Source organism: Pseudomonas sp. GD04058, assembly GCF_029836855.1.
GTDB lineage: Bacteria > Pseudomonadota > Gammaproteobacteria > Pseudomonadales > Pseudomonadaceae > Aquipseudomonas > Aquipseudomonas bharatica.
Map to the genome: position 1 here is coordinate 65,098 of NZ_JAOECN010000026.1, position 15,106 is coordinate 80,203.

Genomic DNA, 15,106 nt, shown 5'->3' on the forward strand with positions numbered 1-15,106 from the left:
TCGGATGGTTAATGGCTTGGTTGTGGATAACGTGCCTTGCGTTCGAGATCGTCGAGATCGATGTGGTTGCGCATGTACTGCTGGCTGGCGTCGACCATGGGCTGGTGGTCCCAGCTCTTGAGCCTGCCGCTGGACAGCGCACCCGCCACGAAGCGGCGACGACGCTGGCTGGCCAGGACCTGCTCGCGCAGTTGCGGGATATTCCAGCGCTGGCGCGCTTCCTCGAGGAAGGCAACGACCCGCTCGGCCTGCTGCGGATGGGTGGCCAGGTTGTCGAGTTCGCGCGGGTCCCGGTCGAGGTTGTAGAGCAGGCAGGGATCGTCTTCGCTGTAGATGAATTTCCACGGCCCGCGGCGGATCATCATCAGCGGACCTAGGGTGCCCTCGGCCATGTATTCACCGATTACCTCGTCATGACCGCCGTCACCTTGCAAATGGCCGAGCAGCGAACGCCCATCCATTGGCAAATTGTCTTCGACCCGGCCGCCGGCCAGCTCGACCAACGTCGGCAGCAGGTCACAGGTAGACACCGAGGCACCGACCCGGCCCGGCGCAAATTGCCCCGGGGCGTGCACCAGCAGCGGCACCCGGGCAGACATCTCGAACCAGTGCATCTTGTACCAGAGCCCGCGCTCGCCAAGCATGTCGCCGTGGTCGCCGGAGAAAACGATCAGGGTGTCCTTGGCCAGGCCGGTTTCCTCGAGGGTCGCCAGCAGCTTGCCGATATTGGCGTCGATATAGCTGCAGGCGCCGAAATAGGCGCGTCGGGCGTCGCGGATCTTCTCCACCGGCAGCGGCTTGTCCCACAGGTCGTAGACCTTGAGCAGGCGCCGGGAGTGCGGGTCGAGCTGGTCCTGGGTGAACGGCACGTGGGGCATCGGGATGGCGTCGTCGCTGTAGAGGTCCCAGAACGCCTTGGGAATGGTGTACGGGTCGTGGGGATGGGTCATGGACACCGTCAGGCAGAACGGCCGTTCGCCGCTTTCACGCACGTGGTCGTAGAGGTATTGCTGCGCCTTGAACACTACCTCCTCGTCGAAGTCCAGCTGGTTGGTGCGCACGCAAGGCCCGGCCTGCAGCACCGAGGACATGTTGTGGTACCAGCTTGGGCGATGCTCCGGAGCGTCCCAGTTCACGCTCCAGCCGTAGTCCGCCGGGTAGATATCGCTGGTCAGGCGCTCCTCGTAGCCGTGCAACTGGTCCGGGCCGCAGAAGTGCATCTTGCCCGACAACGCGGTGCGGTAGCCGAGGCAGCGCAGGTAGTGAGCGTAGGTGGGAATGTCGGCAGGGAAATCGGCCGCGTTGTCGTAGGCGCCGATCTTGCTCGGCAACTGGCCACTGACCAGGGTGAAACGCGACGGCGCACATAGCGGGCTGTTGCAGTAGGCCGAATCGAATACCACCGCTTCGGCGGCCAGGCGCTCCAGGTTGGGCATCTTGATCGGCGATGGCCCGTAGATTGGCAGCAACGGCGCTGCCATCTGGTCGGCCATGATGAAAAGAATGTTCCTCGCGTTCATAGGTCACGGCATTCCATGGTCAGGAGTTATGGGAAGCAGCTGGAATCCAGAGTGCGGCTGTGCATAACTTGGGTAAAGCCCATGCCGGGCAATGATTGGGATTAGCTGAGCTTATGTTTGAGGCCTTGGACGGGTTATCTCTCGACGTATTGCGGGTATTCGAGGCGGCCGCCCGCCTGCACAGCTTCACAGCAGCGGCGGTGGAATTGGGTACCACCCAGCCGGCGGTGAGCCAGCAGATCAAGCGCCTTGAAGCGCGGCTGGGCGCGCGCCTGTTCGACCGGATCTACCGCGGTATAGAACTGACCGAAGCCGGTGTACTGCTGTACGAACACGTACACATGGGCCTGCTCGATATCGATGCTGGCGTGGCCCTGGTTGCTGGTCGTGACCAGCACGAAGTGCTGCGGGTGGCCACGGATTTTGCCTTTGCCGCCTACTGGCTGATGCCCCGCCTACAGCGTTTCCACGCCGCCTGGCCGCAGGTCGATGTAAGCCTGGTCACCAGCGAGCGAAGCCAGGCCATGCTGCGGCCGGATATCGATGTGGCGGTGTTGTTCGGCGACGGTCGTTTTCGCCAGGGCGAGAGTACGTGGCTGTTCGACGAAGAGGTTTTTCCGGTTTGCAGCCCGCGTTTGCTGGACGGAATGCAGCTTCCGCTGGCGCCACAGGCCTTGTCGAAGCTGCCCTTGCTGCACCTGCGCGGTGAGTCGGCGAGCCGCTGGTTCGACTGGAATGGCGTGTTCCGCGAGCTGCAGTTGCCCGGTCCGCCCAGCCCCGGCCCCTTGCGCTTCGACAATTACACCCTGCTGATCCAGGCCGCGATCGCCGGCCAGGGCGTAGCGATCGGCTGGCGTTATCTCGTCGATGCCCTGCTCGACCAAGGTTTACTGTGCCGACCGCTGGACGCGTCTATTCGTTCTGAAAATGGATACTACGTAGTACGTCCTTTCCGTAAAAGGCGTAGTACGCTGGTCGAGCGATTCGCCGATTGGTTGGGTGAAGAACAATCCCGGCAACCGGTATAGTCCCGGTCCGGTCGGTTTGCGTGATTCAGGAGTGAGTGTGGAAAGGATCAAGGGCTATCACGCCCATGTTTATTACGACGCCAGCACGTTCGAGCAGGCGCGGGCGCTGTGCGAGGAAACGGCGCAGCTGTTTCCGGTGACCATGGGCCGCATGCACCGACAGCCGGTAGGGCCGCATCCGGACTGGAGCTGCCAACTGGCGTTCGCGCCGGAGTTGATCGGGGTGGTGTTGCCGTGGCTGGCGCTGTATCGGAAGGGGTTGGTGGTGTTCCTGCATCCGCTGACCGGGGATGAGCTGGCGGACCACCGGGATCATGCGATCTGGATGGGGGATGTCAGGCCGCTGGACCTGTCGATCTTCGAGTGATCTTCACTCTTCGGGCCTGTGAATAACCCTGTGGGAGCTGGCTTGCCAGCGATTGCTGTAGTGAATTCACCATCGCAATCGCTGGCAAGCCAGCTCCCACAGGGTCGGCGGGGGGGCCTTAGGATTTGCGCGCAGCGCGCACGCCTTCGGCCAATGCCGAACACAGCGACAGCACGTTATCCACAGCCTGCTCCGGGCTGGCCGCCGTGGCGATCTTGTCCACAAGCGCCGAACCCACCACCACACCATCCGCCAACCGGGCAATCGCCGCGGCCTGTTCCGGGGTACGGATACCAAAGCCAACACTGATCGGCAGATCGGTATGCCGACGCAGCCGTGCCACTGCCTCGGTCACGTGCTCGGTGGTCGCCGAACCGGCACCGGTCACACCGGCGACCGACACGTAGTAGACGAACCCGGAACTGCGCTTCAGCACCCGCGGCAGACGTGCGTCGTCCGTGGTCGGGGTGGTCAGGCGGATGAAGTCGATACCCGCGGCCTGGGCCGGGGTAGCCAGCTCGGCGTCGTGCTCCGGTGGCAGATCGACGATGATCAGGCCATCGACACCGGCCTCATTGGCCTGGGCGACGAACTCGGCCACGCCAAAGCGGTGGATCGGGTTGTAGTAACCCATCAGGACGATCGGCGTGGTCTGGTCATCGACGCGGAATTCCCGAACCATCTGCAGCGTTTTCGCCAGGGTCTGGCCCGCTTCCAGTGCGCGCAGGGTCGCCAGCTGGATCGCCACGCCATCGGCCATGGGGTCGGTGAATGGCATGCCCAGTTCGATCACGTCGGCACCCGCCGCCGGCAGGCCCTTGAGGATCTTCAGCGACGCGTCGTAGCCCGGGTCGCCGGCAGTGATGAAGGTCACCAGGGCTGCACGGCCTTCCTGCTTCAACTCGGAAAAACGTTGTTCGAGACGGCTCATGCCTGCTTCTCCTGCGCTGCCATATGGCTCATTACGGTTTGCATGTCTTTGTCGCCACGGCCGGACAGGCAGATCACCATCAGGTGGTCCTTGGGCAATGTCGGTGCGCGCTTGATGGCTTCGGCCAGGGCGTGGGAGCTTTCCAGCGCCGGGATGATGCCTTCCAGGCGGCAGCAGGCGTGGAACGCATCCAGGGCTTCGTCATCGGTGATGCTGACGTACTCGACGCGCTTGATCTCGTGCAACCAGGCGTGTTCCGGGCCGATGCCGGGATAGTCGAGGCCGGCGGAAATCGAATGGGCGTCGGTGATCTGGCCGTCGCCATCCTGCAGCAGGTAGGTGCGGTTGCCGTGCAGTACGCCCGGTACGCCACCGTTGAGGCTGGCGGCGTGCTTGTCGGTGTCGACGCCGTGGCCACCGGCTTCGACGCCGATGATCTGCACGCTGGCGTCATCGAGGAAGTCGTGGAACAGGCCCATGGCGTTGGAGCCGCCGCCAACACAGGCGATCAGGCTGTCCGGCAGGCGGCCTTCCTTCTCGTGCAACTGGGCGCGGGTTTCCTTGCCGATGATCGACTGGAAGTCGCGGACCATCGCCGGGTACGGGTGCGGGCCGGCTACGGTGCCGATCAGGTAGAAGGTGTCTTCGACATTGGTCACCCAGTCGCGCAGGGCTTCGTTCATCGCGTCCTTCAGGGTGCCGGTGCCGGCGGTGACCGGAACGATCTCGGCGCCCAGCAGCTTCATGCGGAACACGTTGGCCTGCTGGCGCTCGATGTCGGTGGCACCCATGTAGATCACGCAAGGCAGGCCGAAGCGCGCGGCGACGGTGGCGGTAGCTACGCCGTGCATGCCGGCGCCGGTTTCGGCGATCAGGCGTTTCTTGCCCATGCGCTTGGCCAGCAGGACCTGGCCGATGCAGTTGTTCACCTTGTGCGCGCCGGTGTGGTTCAGCTCTTCACGCTTGAAGAAGATCTTCGCGCCGCCAAGGTGCTCTGTCAGGCGTTCGGCGAAGTACAGCGGGTTGGGGCGGCCAATGTAGTCGCGCTGGAAGTAGGCCAGCTGCTCGAGGAATTCCGGGTCGGCCTTGGCCGCTTCGTATTCGCGGGCCAGGTCGAGGACCAGCGGCATCAGGGTCTCGGCTACGTAGCGGCCGCCGAAGGCGCCGAACAGGCCATTGGCGTCGGGGCCGCTGCGAAGGTTGCTCTGGGTCATGGGTCGCTCCGTAGGGAAGGATTTGGCTGACAATGGTCCTACTCTAACCACGACAGGCGCCACTGAAAACCGATAAGATCGCCGCAACCTGTCAGGAAAACTCACACGTCATGTCCAGGGAACTGCCACCGCTCAATGCCCTTCGGGCTTTTGAATTTACCGCTCGCCTGGGAAGTGTCAGCCAGGCGGCGGAACAGCTTCATGTGACCCACGGCGCTGTCAGTCGCCAATTGAAGGTGCTGGAAAGCCATTTGGGTGTGAGCCTGTTCGCCAAGGATGGGCGAGGCATCAAACTCACAGATGCCGGCTTGCGCCTGCGCGAGGTCAGCGGCGAGGCGTTCGAGCGCCTGCGGGCGGTGTGCGCCGAACTGAGCCAGAGCAGCGCCGAAGCGCCCTTCGTCCTCGGCTGCTCGGGCAGCCTGCTGGCGCGCTGGTTCATTCCTCGTCTCGGTCGTCTAAAGGCGGACCTGCCGGACCTGCGGTTGCACCTGTCGGCTGGCGAGGGTGATCTCGACCCGCGTCGTCCGGGGCTGGACGCGCTTTTGGTGTTTGCCGAACCGCCATGGCCTGCAGACATGCAGGTCCACGAGCTGGCGCGGGAGGCAGTGGGGCCGGTGCTCAGCCCGCGTTTCCCGGGCTTCGAGCGCTTGCGCGAGGCGCCGCCCAGCGCCCTGCTGGAGCAGGCTTTGCTGCATACCACCTCGCGCCCCCAGGCCTGGCCCGACTGGGCCCGCCAGCAACACCTGGACCCCGGCGCATTGCGCTACGGTCAAGGCTTCGAGCATCTGTACTACTTGCTGGAGGCTGCGATGGCCGGGCTGGGCGTTGCGATCGCACCGCAACCCCTGGTGGCCGACGATCTGCGCGCCGGTCGCCTGGCCGCGCCCTGGGGCTTCAGCCAGACGCAAGCGTCATTGGTACTGTGGGTGCCTCGACGCGCCGCGGACGGGCGCGCCGAGCAACTGGCGGGGTGGTTGCGCGCGGAGCTGGCGCAACAGGACGATCAGTCGCCGCGCTTGCACATCAGGTAAGCGGCCAGCAGGCCCAGGGCACCGATTGCCACGCCGGCGGTGGTCCAGGGATGTTGCTGGGCATAGTCGCGGGTCGCCAGGCCGGTTTCCCGGGTCTTGGTCTTCACCTCTTCATAAGCGTCGCCCAGCAGGCTGCGGGAATGACGCAGGGCGTTTTCGGCGTTGCTGCGCAAGGCCTTGAGGGTTTTGCGCGACTCGTCCGAAGCGTCGTCCTTCAGGCTTTCCAGAGATTTGAGCAGGCTTTCGATTTCCGCTTCCATGCTTTGCAGCGAGGCTTTGCGTAGCGAGCTATTGGCCATGGTGACTCTCCTTCAGGGTTGAGTGAGGTGTGTAGGTTCCGACTGCGACAGGTCTGGAAAGTGCGATCGAACGTTTCGCTTGGCTCGCCGCTCAGAGGTAAAACGGCCCGGCGCTGCTAGGCTCTATCCGCACCCACCCAAGGAGAACAGCGAATGTCCGATCATCACACGTACAAGAAGATCGAGCTTGTCGGCTCGTCCCCCACCAGCATCGAGGACGCCATCAACAATGCGCTGGCCGAAGCCGGCAAGAGCATCAAGCACCTGGAATGGTTCGAGGTGGTGGATACCCGCGGGCATATCCAGAACAACAAGGCGGCGCATTTCCAGGTAACCCTGAAGGTCGGGTTCCGCATCGCCAACAGTTGAAACGAAGCGCAGGTTTGATAGGCAGGGCTCCGGGGGGACCGGGGCCTTTGTCGTTTTGGTCCACAAGGAGAGCGATCAATGAAGAAGGTGTTGCTGGCAGTTGCGTTGATGGGCCTGGCCGGTACGGCGCTGGCGGCGGGCAAGCCGTGCGAGGAGCTGAAGAGCGAGATCGCGGCGAAGCTGGATGCCAAGGGGGTTCAGCATTATTCGCTGGAGATCGTCGAGAAGGGCGCCGGGGGCGGCCATGTGGTTGGGTCCTGTGAAGGTGGGACCAAGGATATCGTCTACAAGCGCGGTTGATCTTGAAGGCCTCATCGCTGGCAAGCCAGCTCCCACAGTGTCCGCGGCGCCGCTGAACCTGTGGGAGCTGGCTTGCCAGCGATTGCGGGCCTACCTGCCGAACACAGTCTGCGCCATCAGCTCATACGACCGCACCCGATCCCCATGCTCGTACAGGTCCGAGGTGAAGATCAGCTCATCCGCCCCGGTCTGTTCCAGTAGCACTTCCAGCTTGCCCTTCACCTTCTGCGGGCTACCGATCATCGCCAGGCCGAGGAAATCCCCTACCGCGTCCCGCTCATGGGGCAGCCACAGGCCGTTCATGCTGGGCACCGGCGGTTTCTGCATCAGGCTCTGGCCGCGCATCAGGGCGAGGATGCGCTGGTACACCGAGGTCGCCAGGTAGTCGGCCTGCTCGTCGGTATCGGCCACCACCATCGGCACACCCAGCATCACGTACGGCGCGTCGAGCACCGCCGACGGCTTGAAGTGGTTGCGATACACACGGATCGCCTCGTGCATGTAGCGCGGCGCGAAGTGCGAGGCGAAGGCATAAGGCAAGCCCAGTTGACCCGCCAGTTGCGCGCTGAACAGGCTCGACCCGAGCAGCCAGATCGGGACATTGGTGTCGTGCCCGGGTACGGCGATCACTTTTTGATCAGGCGTGCGCGGGCCGAGATAGCGCATCAGTTCCATGACATCGTCCGGGAAGTCGTCGGCGCTGCCGGAACGCTCGCGGCGCAGGGCCCGGGCGGTCATCTGGTCGGATCCGGGGGCACGGCCGAGGCCGAGTTCGATCCGACCCGGATACAGGCTGGCCAGGGTGCCGAATTGCTCGGCGATCACCAGCGGTGCATGGTTGGGCAGCATCACACCGCCGGAGCCGAGGCGGATGCTCGAAGTGCCGCCCGCCAGGTACGCCAGCAACACCGAGGTTGCCGAGCTGGCGATTCCGTCCATGTTGTGGTGCTCGGCTACCCAGAAACGGTGGTAGCCGAAGCGTTCGACGTTTCGCGCCAGGTCCAGGGAGTTGCGCAGGGCCTGCGCCGGGCCGCCGTCCTGGCGCACCGGCACCAGGTCGAGGGTGGAAATCTTGATATCCGTGAGTCGCTTCATGGGTTCTCCAGGGCAAACGCAAGCCGCCTGGACTGGCAGCCTTTGTTGCTTCTGTGGGGGCACTTGGCGGGGAATCAATCCCCCGGGGGGCGAACGGGCTGAACTTGGCCGCCGCCCCGGCCTCTGAATTCAGGAACGGCGCCGCTCGCGCCGATAACCCGAGGAGGCATCATGAAGAAGACTGCATCGGCTCACTGGCAAGGTGGCCTGAAGGACGGCAAAGGCACCATCTCCACCGAAAGCGGCGCACTCAAGCAGATCCCCTATGGTTTCAACACGCGGTTCGAAGACACGCCGGGGAGCAATCCGGAAGAGCTGATCGGCGCCGCCCATGCCGGTTGCTTCTCCATGGCCCTGTCGATGATTCTCGGCGAGGCGGGCCTGAAGGCGGACAGCATCGATACCACCGCCGAAGTGACCCTGGACAAGCAGCCCGACGGCTTCGCCATCACTGCCGTGCACCTGATCCTCAAGGCCAGGGTGCCGGGCGCCAGCGACGAACAGTTCCAGGAGCTGGCGAACAAGGCCAAGGCCGGGTGCCCGGTGTCCAAGGTGCTCAACGCGAAAATCAGCCTGGATGCGACGTTGCAATCCTGATAGCAGAACCGTGGCATGCTGCGTCGGTCCAACGGGAGTTGGCTGACGTTCTTTGCCACGAGGAAACTGTTCATGATCCGCATTGCAATCGCTGTACTGGCGTCGTTGCTGGCCGCCAACGCTTCCGCCGCGGTCAAGCCGTGCGAGGAGCTGAAGGCGGAAATCGAAGCCAAGATCCAGGCCCGCGGGGTGACCTCCTACACGCTGGAAATCGTGCCGAACAGCGAAGTCCACGACCAGAACATGGTCGTGGGCAGCTGTGAAAATGGCACCAAGAAGATCATCTACCAGCGCAACGGCAACTGATTCACGGCACGCAGTTGATCATTCGCTCTTCGGCCAGCACCTGGCGCTCGGCGTTGTACAGCCGGGCGTTGGGCTGCATGGCCACGGCGCGCGCCTCCAGGCGATAGCGCTGGCCGGCCTGGAAGCCGTCGTACTCGACAGTCAGGTAGCAGGTGCGCTCGGTCGGATCGATGTTGAAACCACCGGCATAGATCTCGTAGTCGAAACGCACCACCAACTCGTGCTTGCCCGGCGTCACCTGGAAGAAGCGACCGTCGGTGAGGCGCTTGCCGTCCAGGCGCTCGGCCATGACCAATTTGCCGGGAGTGATGGTGTAGAAATCGACCCAGGCCTGGTTCTGGTCCACCGGTGGCATGGGCGTGGCGCAGGCGCCGAGGGTGCTGAAGGCGAGCAACATCGCTGGCTGTCGCATGATGGTCTCCGCAGGCGAGCGATATAAAGCACAAGCATAGCGCTATCAGGTTCGCTGACAACCTGCCGGCAGCCCGCGCCCTACCACCTTGCTCTGCTCGTCATACAGCTTGGCCCAGGGCCGGAAGCCGATGCTGCCGGTCTCCAGGCGGTAGCGCTGGCCGGCGCTGAAATCGGCGAATTTCAGGTTGAGCTGGCAGTCGCGCCACAGCGGCTCGCTGACGGGGCCGATATTGCTCGGATCTACCGGGAACAGGTAACGCACGGTCAACTGGTGGTTTCCGGGAGTGACCTGGAAGTAGCGCTTGTCGGCCCAGGCACGTTCGTCCACTTCGACGGCGTGCAGGGTCTGGTCCTGGGCGGGTGCCAGGTCGACCCAGGCCTGGGACGGGTCCGGGTCGGGCAGGCCGGCACAGCCGGCGAGCGCCAGCAGGGCGCTGGCAGCGAGCATGGTTCGCATGGCAAAACTCCGGGCAGGCAGGATAGTCTTGAAGCGATACGGACTTGAGCGAGACCACCCCACGCATGATTCGAATTCTTCTTCTGCTGCGCTCAAGCTCCGGGGCACTCGACCACGTTTTGCGGGTGTTTGTTCCCCTGCTGGTGGCTAGCCTGCTGAACGGTTGCAGCAGCCTTGGCTATTACGGCCAGCTGGCCAGCGGACAATGGCAACTGTTGCGGGCACGGGAACCGGTGACAGAGGTGATTGCCAACCCTGCGACCGATCCCGGGTTGCGTCAGCACCTGCAGCGCTCGCAGCAGGCGCGGGCATTTGCCAGCGAGGTGCTGAAGCTGCCCGACAACCGCAGCTACCGGGTATATGCCGATATCGGCCGGCCCTACGTGGTGTGGAACGTGTTCGCCACACCCGAGTTCTCCCTCGAGCCCAGGACCCATTGCTTCCCCATCGCCGGCTGCGTGGCCTACCGCGGCTACTACAGCCAGTCCGGGGCCCGCGGGGCGGCAGCGCTGCAGAAGCTCGACGGGCAGGATGTGTATATCGGCGGGGTCGAGGCCTATTCGACCCTGGGCTGGTTCGATGACCCGATCCTCAATTCCCTGGTCAATTGGGGCGACGAACGGCTGGCGACGGTGATTTTCCACGAGCTGGCGCACCAGCGCGTCTATGTGAAGGACGACACGGCATTCAACGAGTCTTTCGCCACGTTCGTGGAGCAGGAAGGCACCCGGCAATGGCGCGTGGCGCGCGGCTTGCCGGTGCAGCCGGCGGAGGCAGGCAAGCAGCGCGACCAGTTCGTCGCGCTGGTGCTGGCGTGTCGGGAGCGGCTCAAGGCGTTGTATGCGCAGCCACTGGATGCGCCAGCGATGCGGGCGGCCAAGCAGGCGGAGTTCGAACGCCTGCGCACGGAGTATCGGCAGTTGCGCGACGGTGAATGGGGCGGGGTCGGGCGCTTCGATGCGTGGATCAACGGGCCGATGAACAATGCCAAGCTGCTGCCGTTTGGGCTGTATGACCAGTGGGTACCGGCGTTTGCCGGGTTGTTTGCCGAGTCGGGTGGGGATTGGCAGCGGTTTTATCGGCGGGTCGAGGAAGTGGGTTCGCTGCCGGTCCAGGAGCGGCAGCGGCTGTTGAATCGCATCGCTGGCAAGCCAGCTCCCACAGGGTTCTGAGTCGCCGCGGACACTGTGGGAGCTGGCTTGCCAGCGATGAGGCCCTCAAGACCGCAGGAATGCCTGATGCATCTCCGCCAGGGTCTCGAAATGCCAGGCCGGCTGCTCCGCCACCAACTCCTCCCGGCTACCAAAACCATACCCCACTGCAATCGCATCCAGCCCGTTGCTGCGCGCACCGATCAGGTCATGCTTACGGTCGCCGATCATCAGGGTCTGCGCCGGGTCCAGCCCCTCTTCGGCCAGCAGGTGGCCGATCAGGTCGACCTTGTTGGTCCGCGTGCCATCCAGCTCGCTGCCGTAGATCACCTTGAAATGCCGGGCGAAGTCGAAGTGCCGGGCGATTTCCCGGGCGAACACCCAGGGTTTGGAGGTGGCGATATACAACGTCCGGCCCTGTCCTTGAAGCTCCGCCAGCAGCTCGCCAACCCCGTCGAACACGCGGTTCTCGTACAGCCCGGTGACCTTGAAACGCTCACGGTAGAAATTCACTGCCTCCCAGGCCTTCGCCTCGTCGAAGCGGTAGAACTGCATGAACGCCTGCAACAGCGGCGGGCCGATGAAGTGCTCCAGGCGGGTCAGGTCGGGCTCGTCGATGCCGAGTTTGGCCAGGGCGTACTGGATGGAGCGGGTGATGCCTTCGCGCGGGTCGGTCAGGGTGCCGTCGAGGTCGAAGAGGATGTTCTGCTGGTGCATGTCGGTCTCGCTGGAAATGGTGGACGTCACTCGGGCTGGTCGTAGCCCTCGGCCAGGTGCTGGTCCTTGAGGCGCACATAGTTGGCGGCGCTGTAGGGGAAGAACGCGAGCTCTTTGTCGGTCAGCGGCCGTGCCTGCTTCACCGGGCTGCCGACGTAGAGAAAACCGCTTTCCAGGCGCTTGCCCGGCGGTACCAGGCTGCCGGCGCCGATGATCACTTCGTCCTCGACGACCGCACCGTCCATGATCGTGCTGCCCATGCCCACCAGGATGCGGCTGCCGAGGGTACAGCCATGGAGCATGACCTTGTGGCCGATGGTCACGTCGTCGCCGATCAGCAGCGGGAAGCCGTCGGGGTTGAAGGGGCCGGCATGGGTGATGTGCAGCACGCTGGCGTCCTGCACGCTGGTACGGGCGCCGATGCGGATACGATGCATGTCGCCGCGGATCACCGTCAGCGGCCAGACCGAGCTGTCGTCACCGATCTCGACATCGCCGATGACCACCGCGCTGCGGTCGACGAAGGCACGTTCACCAAGGCGCGGCGTGTGCTGCTGGTAAGTGCGGATGGCCATGAATAGGAAACCTCTCTAAGGCTAATTAGCTGCGGGCGACGGCGATTGTAATTAAGATGGTCCGGTGTTTCTTCTGCCAAGGTGTCTAACCGTGAGTGCGAACAACCCGCTTCTGCAGTCCTATGACCTGCCGCCCTTCTCGGCGATCCGCGCCGAGCACGTGCTGCCGGCGATTGAACAGATCCTGGCCGACAACCGCAATGCCATTGCCGAAATTCTCAAGACCCAGGGCCGCAACCCGAGCTGGGCCGGGCTGGTTCTGGCCATGGACGAGCTCAATGACCGCCTCGGCGCGGCCTGGAGCCCTGTCAGCCACCTCAACGCCGTGTGCAACAGCGCCGAATTGCGTGAAGCCTACGAGGCCTGCCTGCCGGCCCTGAGCGCCTACTCCACCGAACTGGGCCAGAACCGCGAACTGTTCCAGGCCTACGAGGCGCTGGCCGCCAGCCCCGAGGCCGCCCACTTCGATGTGGCGCAAAAGACCATCATCGAGCACGCCCTGCGCGACTTCCGCCTGTCGGGTATCGACCTGCCGCCGGAGCAGCAAAAGCGTTATGCCGAAGTGCAGAGCAAGCTGTCCGAGCTGGGCAGTCGCTTCTCCAACCAGCTGCTCGACGCGACCCAGGCCTGGACCAAGCACGTCACCGACGAATCCGCCCTCGCCGGCCTGACCGATTCGGCCAAGGCGCAGATGGCCGCTGCCGCCCAGGCCAAGGGGCTCGACGGTTGGCTGATCAGCCTGGAGTTCCCCAGCTACTACGCGGTGATGACCTACGCCGAGGACCGCGCCCTGCGCGAAGAGGTCTACGCCGCCTACTGCACCCGCGCCTCCGACCAGGGCCCGAATGCCGGCCAGTTCGACAACGGCCCGGTGATGCGCGAGATCCTCGACCTGCGCCAGGAACTGGCCGAACTGCTCGGCTTCGCCAACTTCGCCGAACTGAGCCTGGCGACCAAGATGGCCGAATCCAGTGACCAGGTGCTGGGCTTCCTGCGCAACCTGGCGCAGCGCAGCAAACCGTACGCCGCCCAGGACCTGGCCCAGCTCAAGGCCTACGCCGCCGAGCAAGGCTGCGCCGACCTGCAAAGCTGGGACAGCGGTTTCTACGGGGAAAAGCTGCGCGAACAGCGCTACAGCGTTTCCCAGGAAACCCTGCGTGCCTACTTCCCGATCGACAAGGTGCTGTCGGGCCTGTTCGCCATCGTCCAGCGCCTGTACGGCATCGAGATCGCCGAGCAGAAGGGCTTCGACACCTGGCACCCGGACGTGCGCCTGTTCGAGATCAAGGAAAACGGCCAGCATGTCGGCCGCTTCTTCTTCGACCTTTACGCCCGCGCCAACAAGCGTGGCGGCGCCTGGATGGACGGCGCCCGCGACCGTCGTCGCACTGCCGACGGCGTGCTGCAAAGCCCGGTGGCCAACCTGGTGTGCAACTTCACCCCGGCCGCGCCCGGCAAGCCGGCGCTGCTGACCCACGATGAAGTGACCACCCTGTTCCACGAATTCGGTCATGGCCTGCACCACCTGCTGACCCGCATCGAGCATGCCGGCGTGTCCGGCATCAACGGCGTGGCCTGGGATGCGGTGGAGCTGCCGAGCCAGTTCATGGAGAACTGGTGCTGGGAGCCGGAAGGCCTGGCGCTGATCTCCGGCCATTACGAAAGCGGCGAACCGCTGCCGCAGGACCTACTGGAGAAAATGCTCGCAGCGAAGAACTTCCAGTCCGGCCTGATGATGGTCCGCCAGCTGGAGTTCTCCCTGTTCGACTTCGAACTGCATGCCAGCCACGGCGATGGCCGCAGCGTGCTGGAAGTGCTCGAAGGCGTGCGCGACGAGGTCTCGGTCATGCGTCCGCCGGCGTACAACCGGTTCCCCAACAGTTTCGCGCACATCTTCGCGGGCGGTTATGCCGCCGGTTACTACAGCTACAAATGGGCTGAAGTGCTGTCGGCCGACGCCTTCTCGCGCTTCGAGGAAGAAGGCGTGCTCAACGCCGAGACCGGCCGTGCCTTCCGCGAAGCGATCCTGGCCCGCGGTGGTTCCCGGGAGCCGATGTTGCTGTTCGTCGACTTCCGTGGTCGCGAGCCCTCCATCGACGCCCTGCTGCGCCACAGCGGCCTGAGCGAGGACCTGGCGGCATGACCACGACCAAGAAGCGCTTTATCGCCGGTGCGGTCTGCCCGGCCTGCAGCGAGCCGGACAAACTGATGATGTGGAGCGTGGACGGCACGCCGCACCGCGAGTGCGTGGCCTGCGGCTTCACCGACACCCTCAACGAGCAAGGGCTGTCGGTGCCGAAGGAGCTGGGTACGCGGGTCAACCAGGATGCGCTGAAACCAGCGAAACCTGCGGTGCAGACGGTGCAGTTTTTCCCGAATCCGAAGTTGAAGAAGCCTTCGGAATAATCCCGCGCCCTACAGCGTGGACCCTGTGGGAGCGGCGTCGCGACGGAAGGCGTGGACGACAAACCAAAACCTCTATACTGTATAAAAACACAGTATCGAGGTTTTTCGTCATGGTCACTCCGGTCCGCGGTCGCGGTACGGCCCATAACCCGCACAACCGCTTCGCCCCCAACCGCTCGGTGGTCGAGGACGATGGCTGGTACCAGGAAGTGCCCATGACCCAGGGCACCGAGATCCGCATCGAAACCGCGAAGACCATCATCACCCGCAACACCTCGCCGGACCTGCCCTTCGACCGTTCGATCAACCCCTATCGCGGCTGCGAGCAT

The 15,106-nt window shown here is 64.2% G+C and carries 19 protein-coding genes and 1 pseudogene; 11 read left to right on the plus strand and 9 right to left on the minus strand.

Annotated elements, in window-relative coordinates:
• Window positions 1-8: 8 nt before the first annotated feature.
• Window positions 9-1,520 (minus strand): choline-sulfatase, encoded by a 1,512-nt coding sequence (betC, locus tag N7650_RS19790; protein ID WP_279899657.1) that lies wholly within the window; start codon window positions 1,518-1,520, stop codon window positions 9-11.
• Window positions 1,521-1,633: 113 nt separating this feature from the next.
• Between betC and N7650_RS19795 the strand changes: the two genes are divergently transcribed.
• Entirely contained in the window at window positions 1,634-2,548 is a 915-nt protein-coding gene (locus tag N7650_RS19795; RefSeq protein WP_037060927.1) for a LysR family transcriptional regulator, read from the plus strand.
• Window positions 2,549-2,585: 37 nt separating this feature from the next.
• Entirely contained in the window at window positions 2,586-2,915 is a 330-nt protein-coding gene (locus N7650_RS19800; RefSeq protein WP_009401812.1) for a DOPA 4,5-dioxygenase family protein, read from the plus strand.
• Between the two features lie 118 nt (window positions 2,916-3,033).
• Here the strand turns inward: N7650_RS19800 and trpA are convergent, their stop codons facing one another.
• Together trpA and trpB are read right to left on the minus strand one after the other, a co-directional pair.
• Window positions 3,034-3,846, minus strand: a complete 813-nt coding sequence (gene trpA / locus N7650_RS19805; protein WP_279899658.1) for a tryptophan synthase subunit alpha — start codon at window positions 3,844-3,846, stop codon at window positions 3,034-3,036.
• Window positions 3,843-5,060, minus strand: coding sequence for a tryptophan synthase subunit beta (trpB, locus tag N7650_RS19810; RefSeq protein WP_279899659.1), 1,218 nt, complete (start codon window positions 5,058-5,060; stop codon window positions 3,843-3,845). The genes trpA and trpB overlap by 4 nt, the downstream gene beginning before the upstream one ends.
• Window positions 5,061-5,122: 62 nt before the next feature.
• Here trpB and N7650_RS19815 point away from each other — a divergent pair, with 62 nt between their 5' ends.
• Complete coding sequence (locus tag N7650_RS19815; protein ID WP_279899664.1) at window positions 5,123-6,091, plus strand: LysR family transcriptional regulator; 969 nt, start codon at window positions 5,123-5,125, stop codon at window positions 6,089-6,091.
• Here the strand turns inward: N7650_RS19815 and N7650_RS19820 are convergent.
• A complete protein-coding gene (locus N7650_RS19820; protein ID WP_009401802.1) occupies window positions 6,064-6,390 on the minus strand; it encodes a DUF883 family protein in 327 nt (108 codons plus the stop codon). The genes N7650_RS19815 and N7650_RS19820 overlap by 28 nt on opposite strands.
• Window positions 6,391-6,543: 153 nt before the next feature.
• Here N7650_RS19820 and N7650_RS19825 point away from each other — a divergent pair, with 153 nt between their 5' ends.
• Entirely contained in the window at window positions 6,544-6,759 is a 216-nt protein-coding gene (locus tag N7650_RS19825; RefSeq protein ID WP_009401800.1) for a dodecin, read from the plus strand.
• A gap of 78 nt (window positions 6,760-6,837) precedes the next feature.
• On the plus strand, window positions 6,838-7,059 hold the full coding sequence (locus N7650_RS19830) for a DUF1161 domain-containing protein (protein ID WP_009401798.1): 222 nt from the start codon (window positions 6,838-6,840) through the stop codon (window positions 7,057-7,059).
• A gap of 90 nt (window positions 7,060-7,149) precedes the next feature.
• Here N7650_RS19830 and N7650_RS19835 read toward each other — a convergent pair whose 3' ends face one another.
• Window positions 7,150-8,154 carry an LLM class flavin-dependent oxidoreductase gene (locus N7650_RS19835; protein WP_009401796.1) on the minus strand — a complete coding sequence of 335 codons (1,005 nt, stop codon included), beginning with the start codon at window positions 8,152-8,154 and terminating at the stop codon, window positions 7,150-7,152.
• A gap of 171 nt (window positions 8,155-8,325) precedes the next feature.
• On the opposite strand from N7650_RS19835, the gene N7650_RS19840 reads away from it, so the two are divergent.
• Complete coding sequence (locus N7650_RS19840) at window positions 8,326-8,751, plus strand: OsmC family protein (protein WP_009401794.1); 426 nt, start codon at window positions 8,326-8,328, stop codon at window positions 8,749-8,751.
• A gap of 72 nt (window positions 8,752-8,823) precedes the next feature.
• A complete protein-coding gene (locus N7650_RS19845) occupies window positions 8,824-9,057 on the plus strand; it encodes a DUF1161 domain-containing protein (RefSeq protein ID WP_009401792.1) in 234 nt (77 codons plus the stop codon).
• Between the two features lies 1 nt (window position 9,058).
• On the opposite strand, the gene N7650_RS19850 is transcribed toward N7650_RS19845, so the two are convergent.
• Window positions 9,059-9,469: a hypothetical protein gene (locus tag N7650_RS19850; RefSeq protein WP_279899661.1), complete on the minus strand. Its 411-nt coding sequence runs from the start codon at window positions 9,467-9,469 to the stop codon at window positions 9,059-9,061.
• Between the two features lie 45 nt (window positions 9,470-9,514).
• Window positions 9,515-9,928, minus strand: a complete 414-nt coding sequence (locus N7650_RS19855; protein ID WP_064302128.1) for a hypothetical protein — start codon at window positions 9,926-9,928, stop codon at window positions 9,515-9,517.
• Between the two features lie 83 nt (window positions 9,929-10,011).
• On the opposite strand from N7650_RS19855, the gene N7650_RS19860 reads away from it, so the two are divergent.
• Window positions 10,012-11,100, plus strand: a complete 1,089-nt coding sequence (locus N7650_RS19860; protein ID WP_279899665.1) for an aminopeptidase — start codon at window positions 10,012-10,014, stop codon at window positions 11,098-11,100.
• Between the two features lie 45 nt (window positions 11,101-11,145).
• Here the strand turns inward: N7650_RS19860 and N7650_RS19865 are convergent, their stop codons facing one another.
• Window positions 11,146-11,796: an HAD family hydrolase gene (locus tag N7650_RS19865; protein ID WP_009401787.1), complete on the minus strand. Its 651-nt coding sequence runs from the start codon at window positions 11,794-11,796 to the stop codon at window positions 11,146-11,148.
• Between the two features lie 26 nt (window positions 11,797-11,822).
• Window positions 11,823-12,371, minus strand: coding sequence for a gamma carbonic anhydrase family protein (locus N7650_RS19870; protein ID WP_009401785.1), 549 nt, complete (start codon window positions 12,369-12,371; stop codon window positions 11,823-11,825).
• 91 nt (window positions 12,372-12,462) lie between these two features.
• Here N7650_RS19870 and prlC point away from each other — a divergent pair, with 91 nt between their 5' ends.
• The 3 genes and pseudogenes from prlC to N7650_RS19885 all read left to right on the plus strand — a co-directional run.
• A complete protein-coding gene (gene prlC, locus N7650_RS19875) occupies window positions 12,463-14,514 on the plus strand; it encodes an oligopeptidase A (protein WP_279899662.1) in 2,052 nt (683 codons plus the stop codon).
• Complete coding sequence (locus N7650_RS19880; protein WP_009401780.1) at window positions 14,511-14,777, plus strand: YheV family putative zinc ribbon protein; 267 nt, start codon at window positions 14,511-14,513, stop codon at window positions 14,775-14,777. The genes prlC and N7650_RS19880 overlap by 4 nt, the downstream gene beginning before the upstream one ends.
• Window positions 14,778-14,887: 110 nt before the next feature.
• Window positions 14,888-15,106, plus strand: a pseudogene (locus N7650_RS19885) (radical SAM protein); the annotation flags it as partial.

Bases quoted from the DNA above. Each gene is read 5' to 3' on its own strand.
- betC (WP_279899657.1), bottom strand. From the start codon at position 1,520: ATGAACGCGAGGAACATTCTTTTCATCATGGCCGACCAGATGGCAGCG.
- N7650_RS19795 (WP_037060927.1), top strand. From the start codon at position 1,634: ATGTTTGAGGCCTTGGACGGGTTATCTCTCGACGTATTGCGGGTATTC.
- trpA (WP_279899658.1), bottom strand. From the start codon at position 3,846: ATGAGCCGTCTCGAACAACGTTTTTCCGAGTTGAAGCAGGAAGGCCGT.
- trpB (WP_279899659.1), bottom strand. From the start codon at position 5,060: ATGACCCAGAGCAACCTTCGCAGCGGCCCCGACGCCAATGGCCTGTTC.
- N7650_RS19820 (WP_009401802.1), bottom strand. From the start codon at position 6,390: ATGGCCAATAGCTCGCTACGCAAAGCCTCGCTGCAAAGCATGGAAGCG.
- N7650_RS19825 (WP_009401800.1), top strand. From the start codon at position 6,544: ATGTCCGATCATCACACGTACAAGAAGATCGAGCTTGTCGGCTCGTCC.
- N7650_RS19830 (WP_009401798.1), top strand. From the start codon at position 6,838: ATGAAGAAGGTGTTGCTGGCAGTTGCGTTGATGGGCCTGGCCGGTACG.
- N7650_RS19835 (WP_009401796.1), bottom strand. From the start codon at position 8,154: ATGAAGCGACTCACGGATATCAAGATTTCCACCCTCGACCTGGTGCCG.
- N7650_RS19840 (WP_009401794.1), top strand. From the start codon at position 8,326: ATGAAGAAGACTGCATCGGCTCACTGGCAAGGTGGCCTGAAGGACGGC.
- N7650_RS19845 (WP_009401792.1), top strand. From the start codon at position 8,824: ATGATCCGCATTGCAATCGCTGTACTGGCGTCGTTGCTGGCCGCCAAC.
- N7650_RS19850 (WP_279899661.1), bottom strand. From the start codon at position 9,469: ATGCGACAGCCAGCGATGTTGCTCGCCTTCAGCACCCTCGGCGCCTGC.
- N7650_RS19855 (WP_064302128.1), bottom strand. From the start codon at position 9,928: ATGCGAACCATGCTCGCTGCCAGCGCCCTGCTGGCGCTCGCCGGCTGT.
- N7650_RS19865 (WP_009401787.1), bottom strand. From the start codon at position 11,796: ATGCACCAGCAGAACATCCTCTTCGACCTCGACGGCACCCTGACCGAC.
- N7650_RS19870 (WP_009401785.1), bottom strand. From the start codon at position 12,371: ATGGCCATCCGCACTTACCAGCAGCACACGCCGCGCCTTGGTGAACGT.
- N7650_RS19880 (WP_009401780.1), top strand. From the start codon at position 14,511: ATGACCACGACCAAGAAGCGCTTTATCGCCGGTGCGGTCTGCCCGGCC.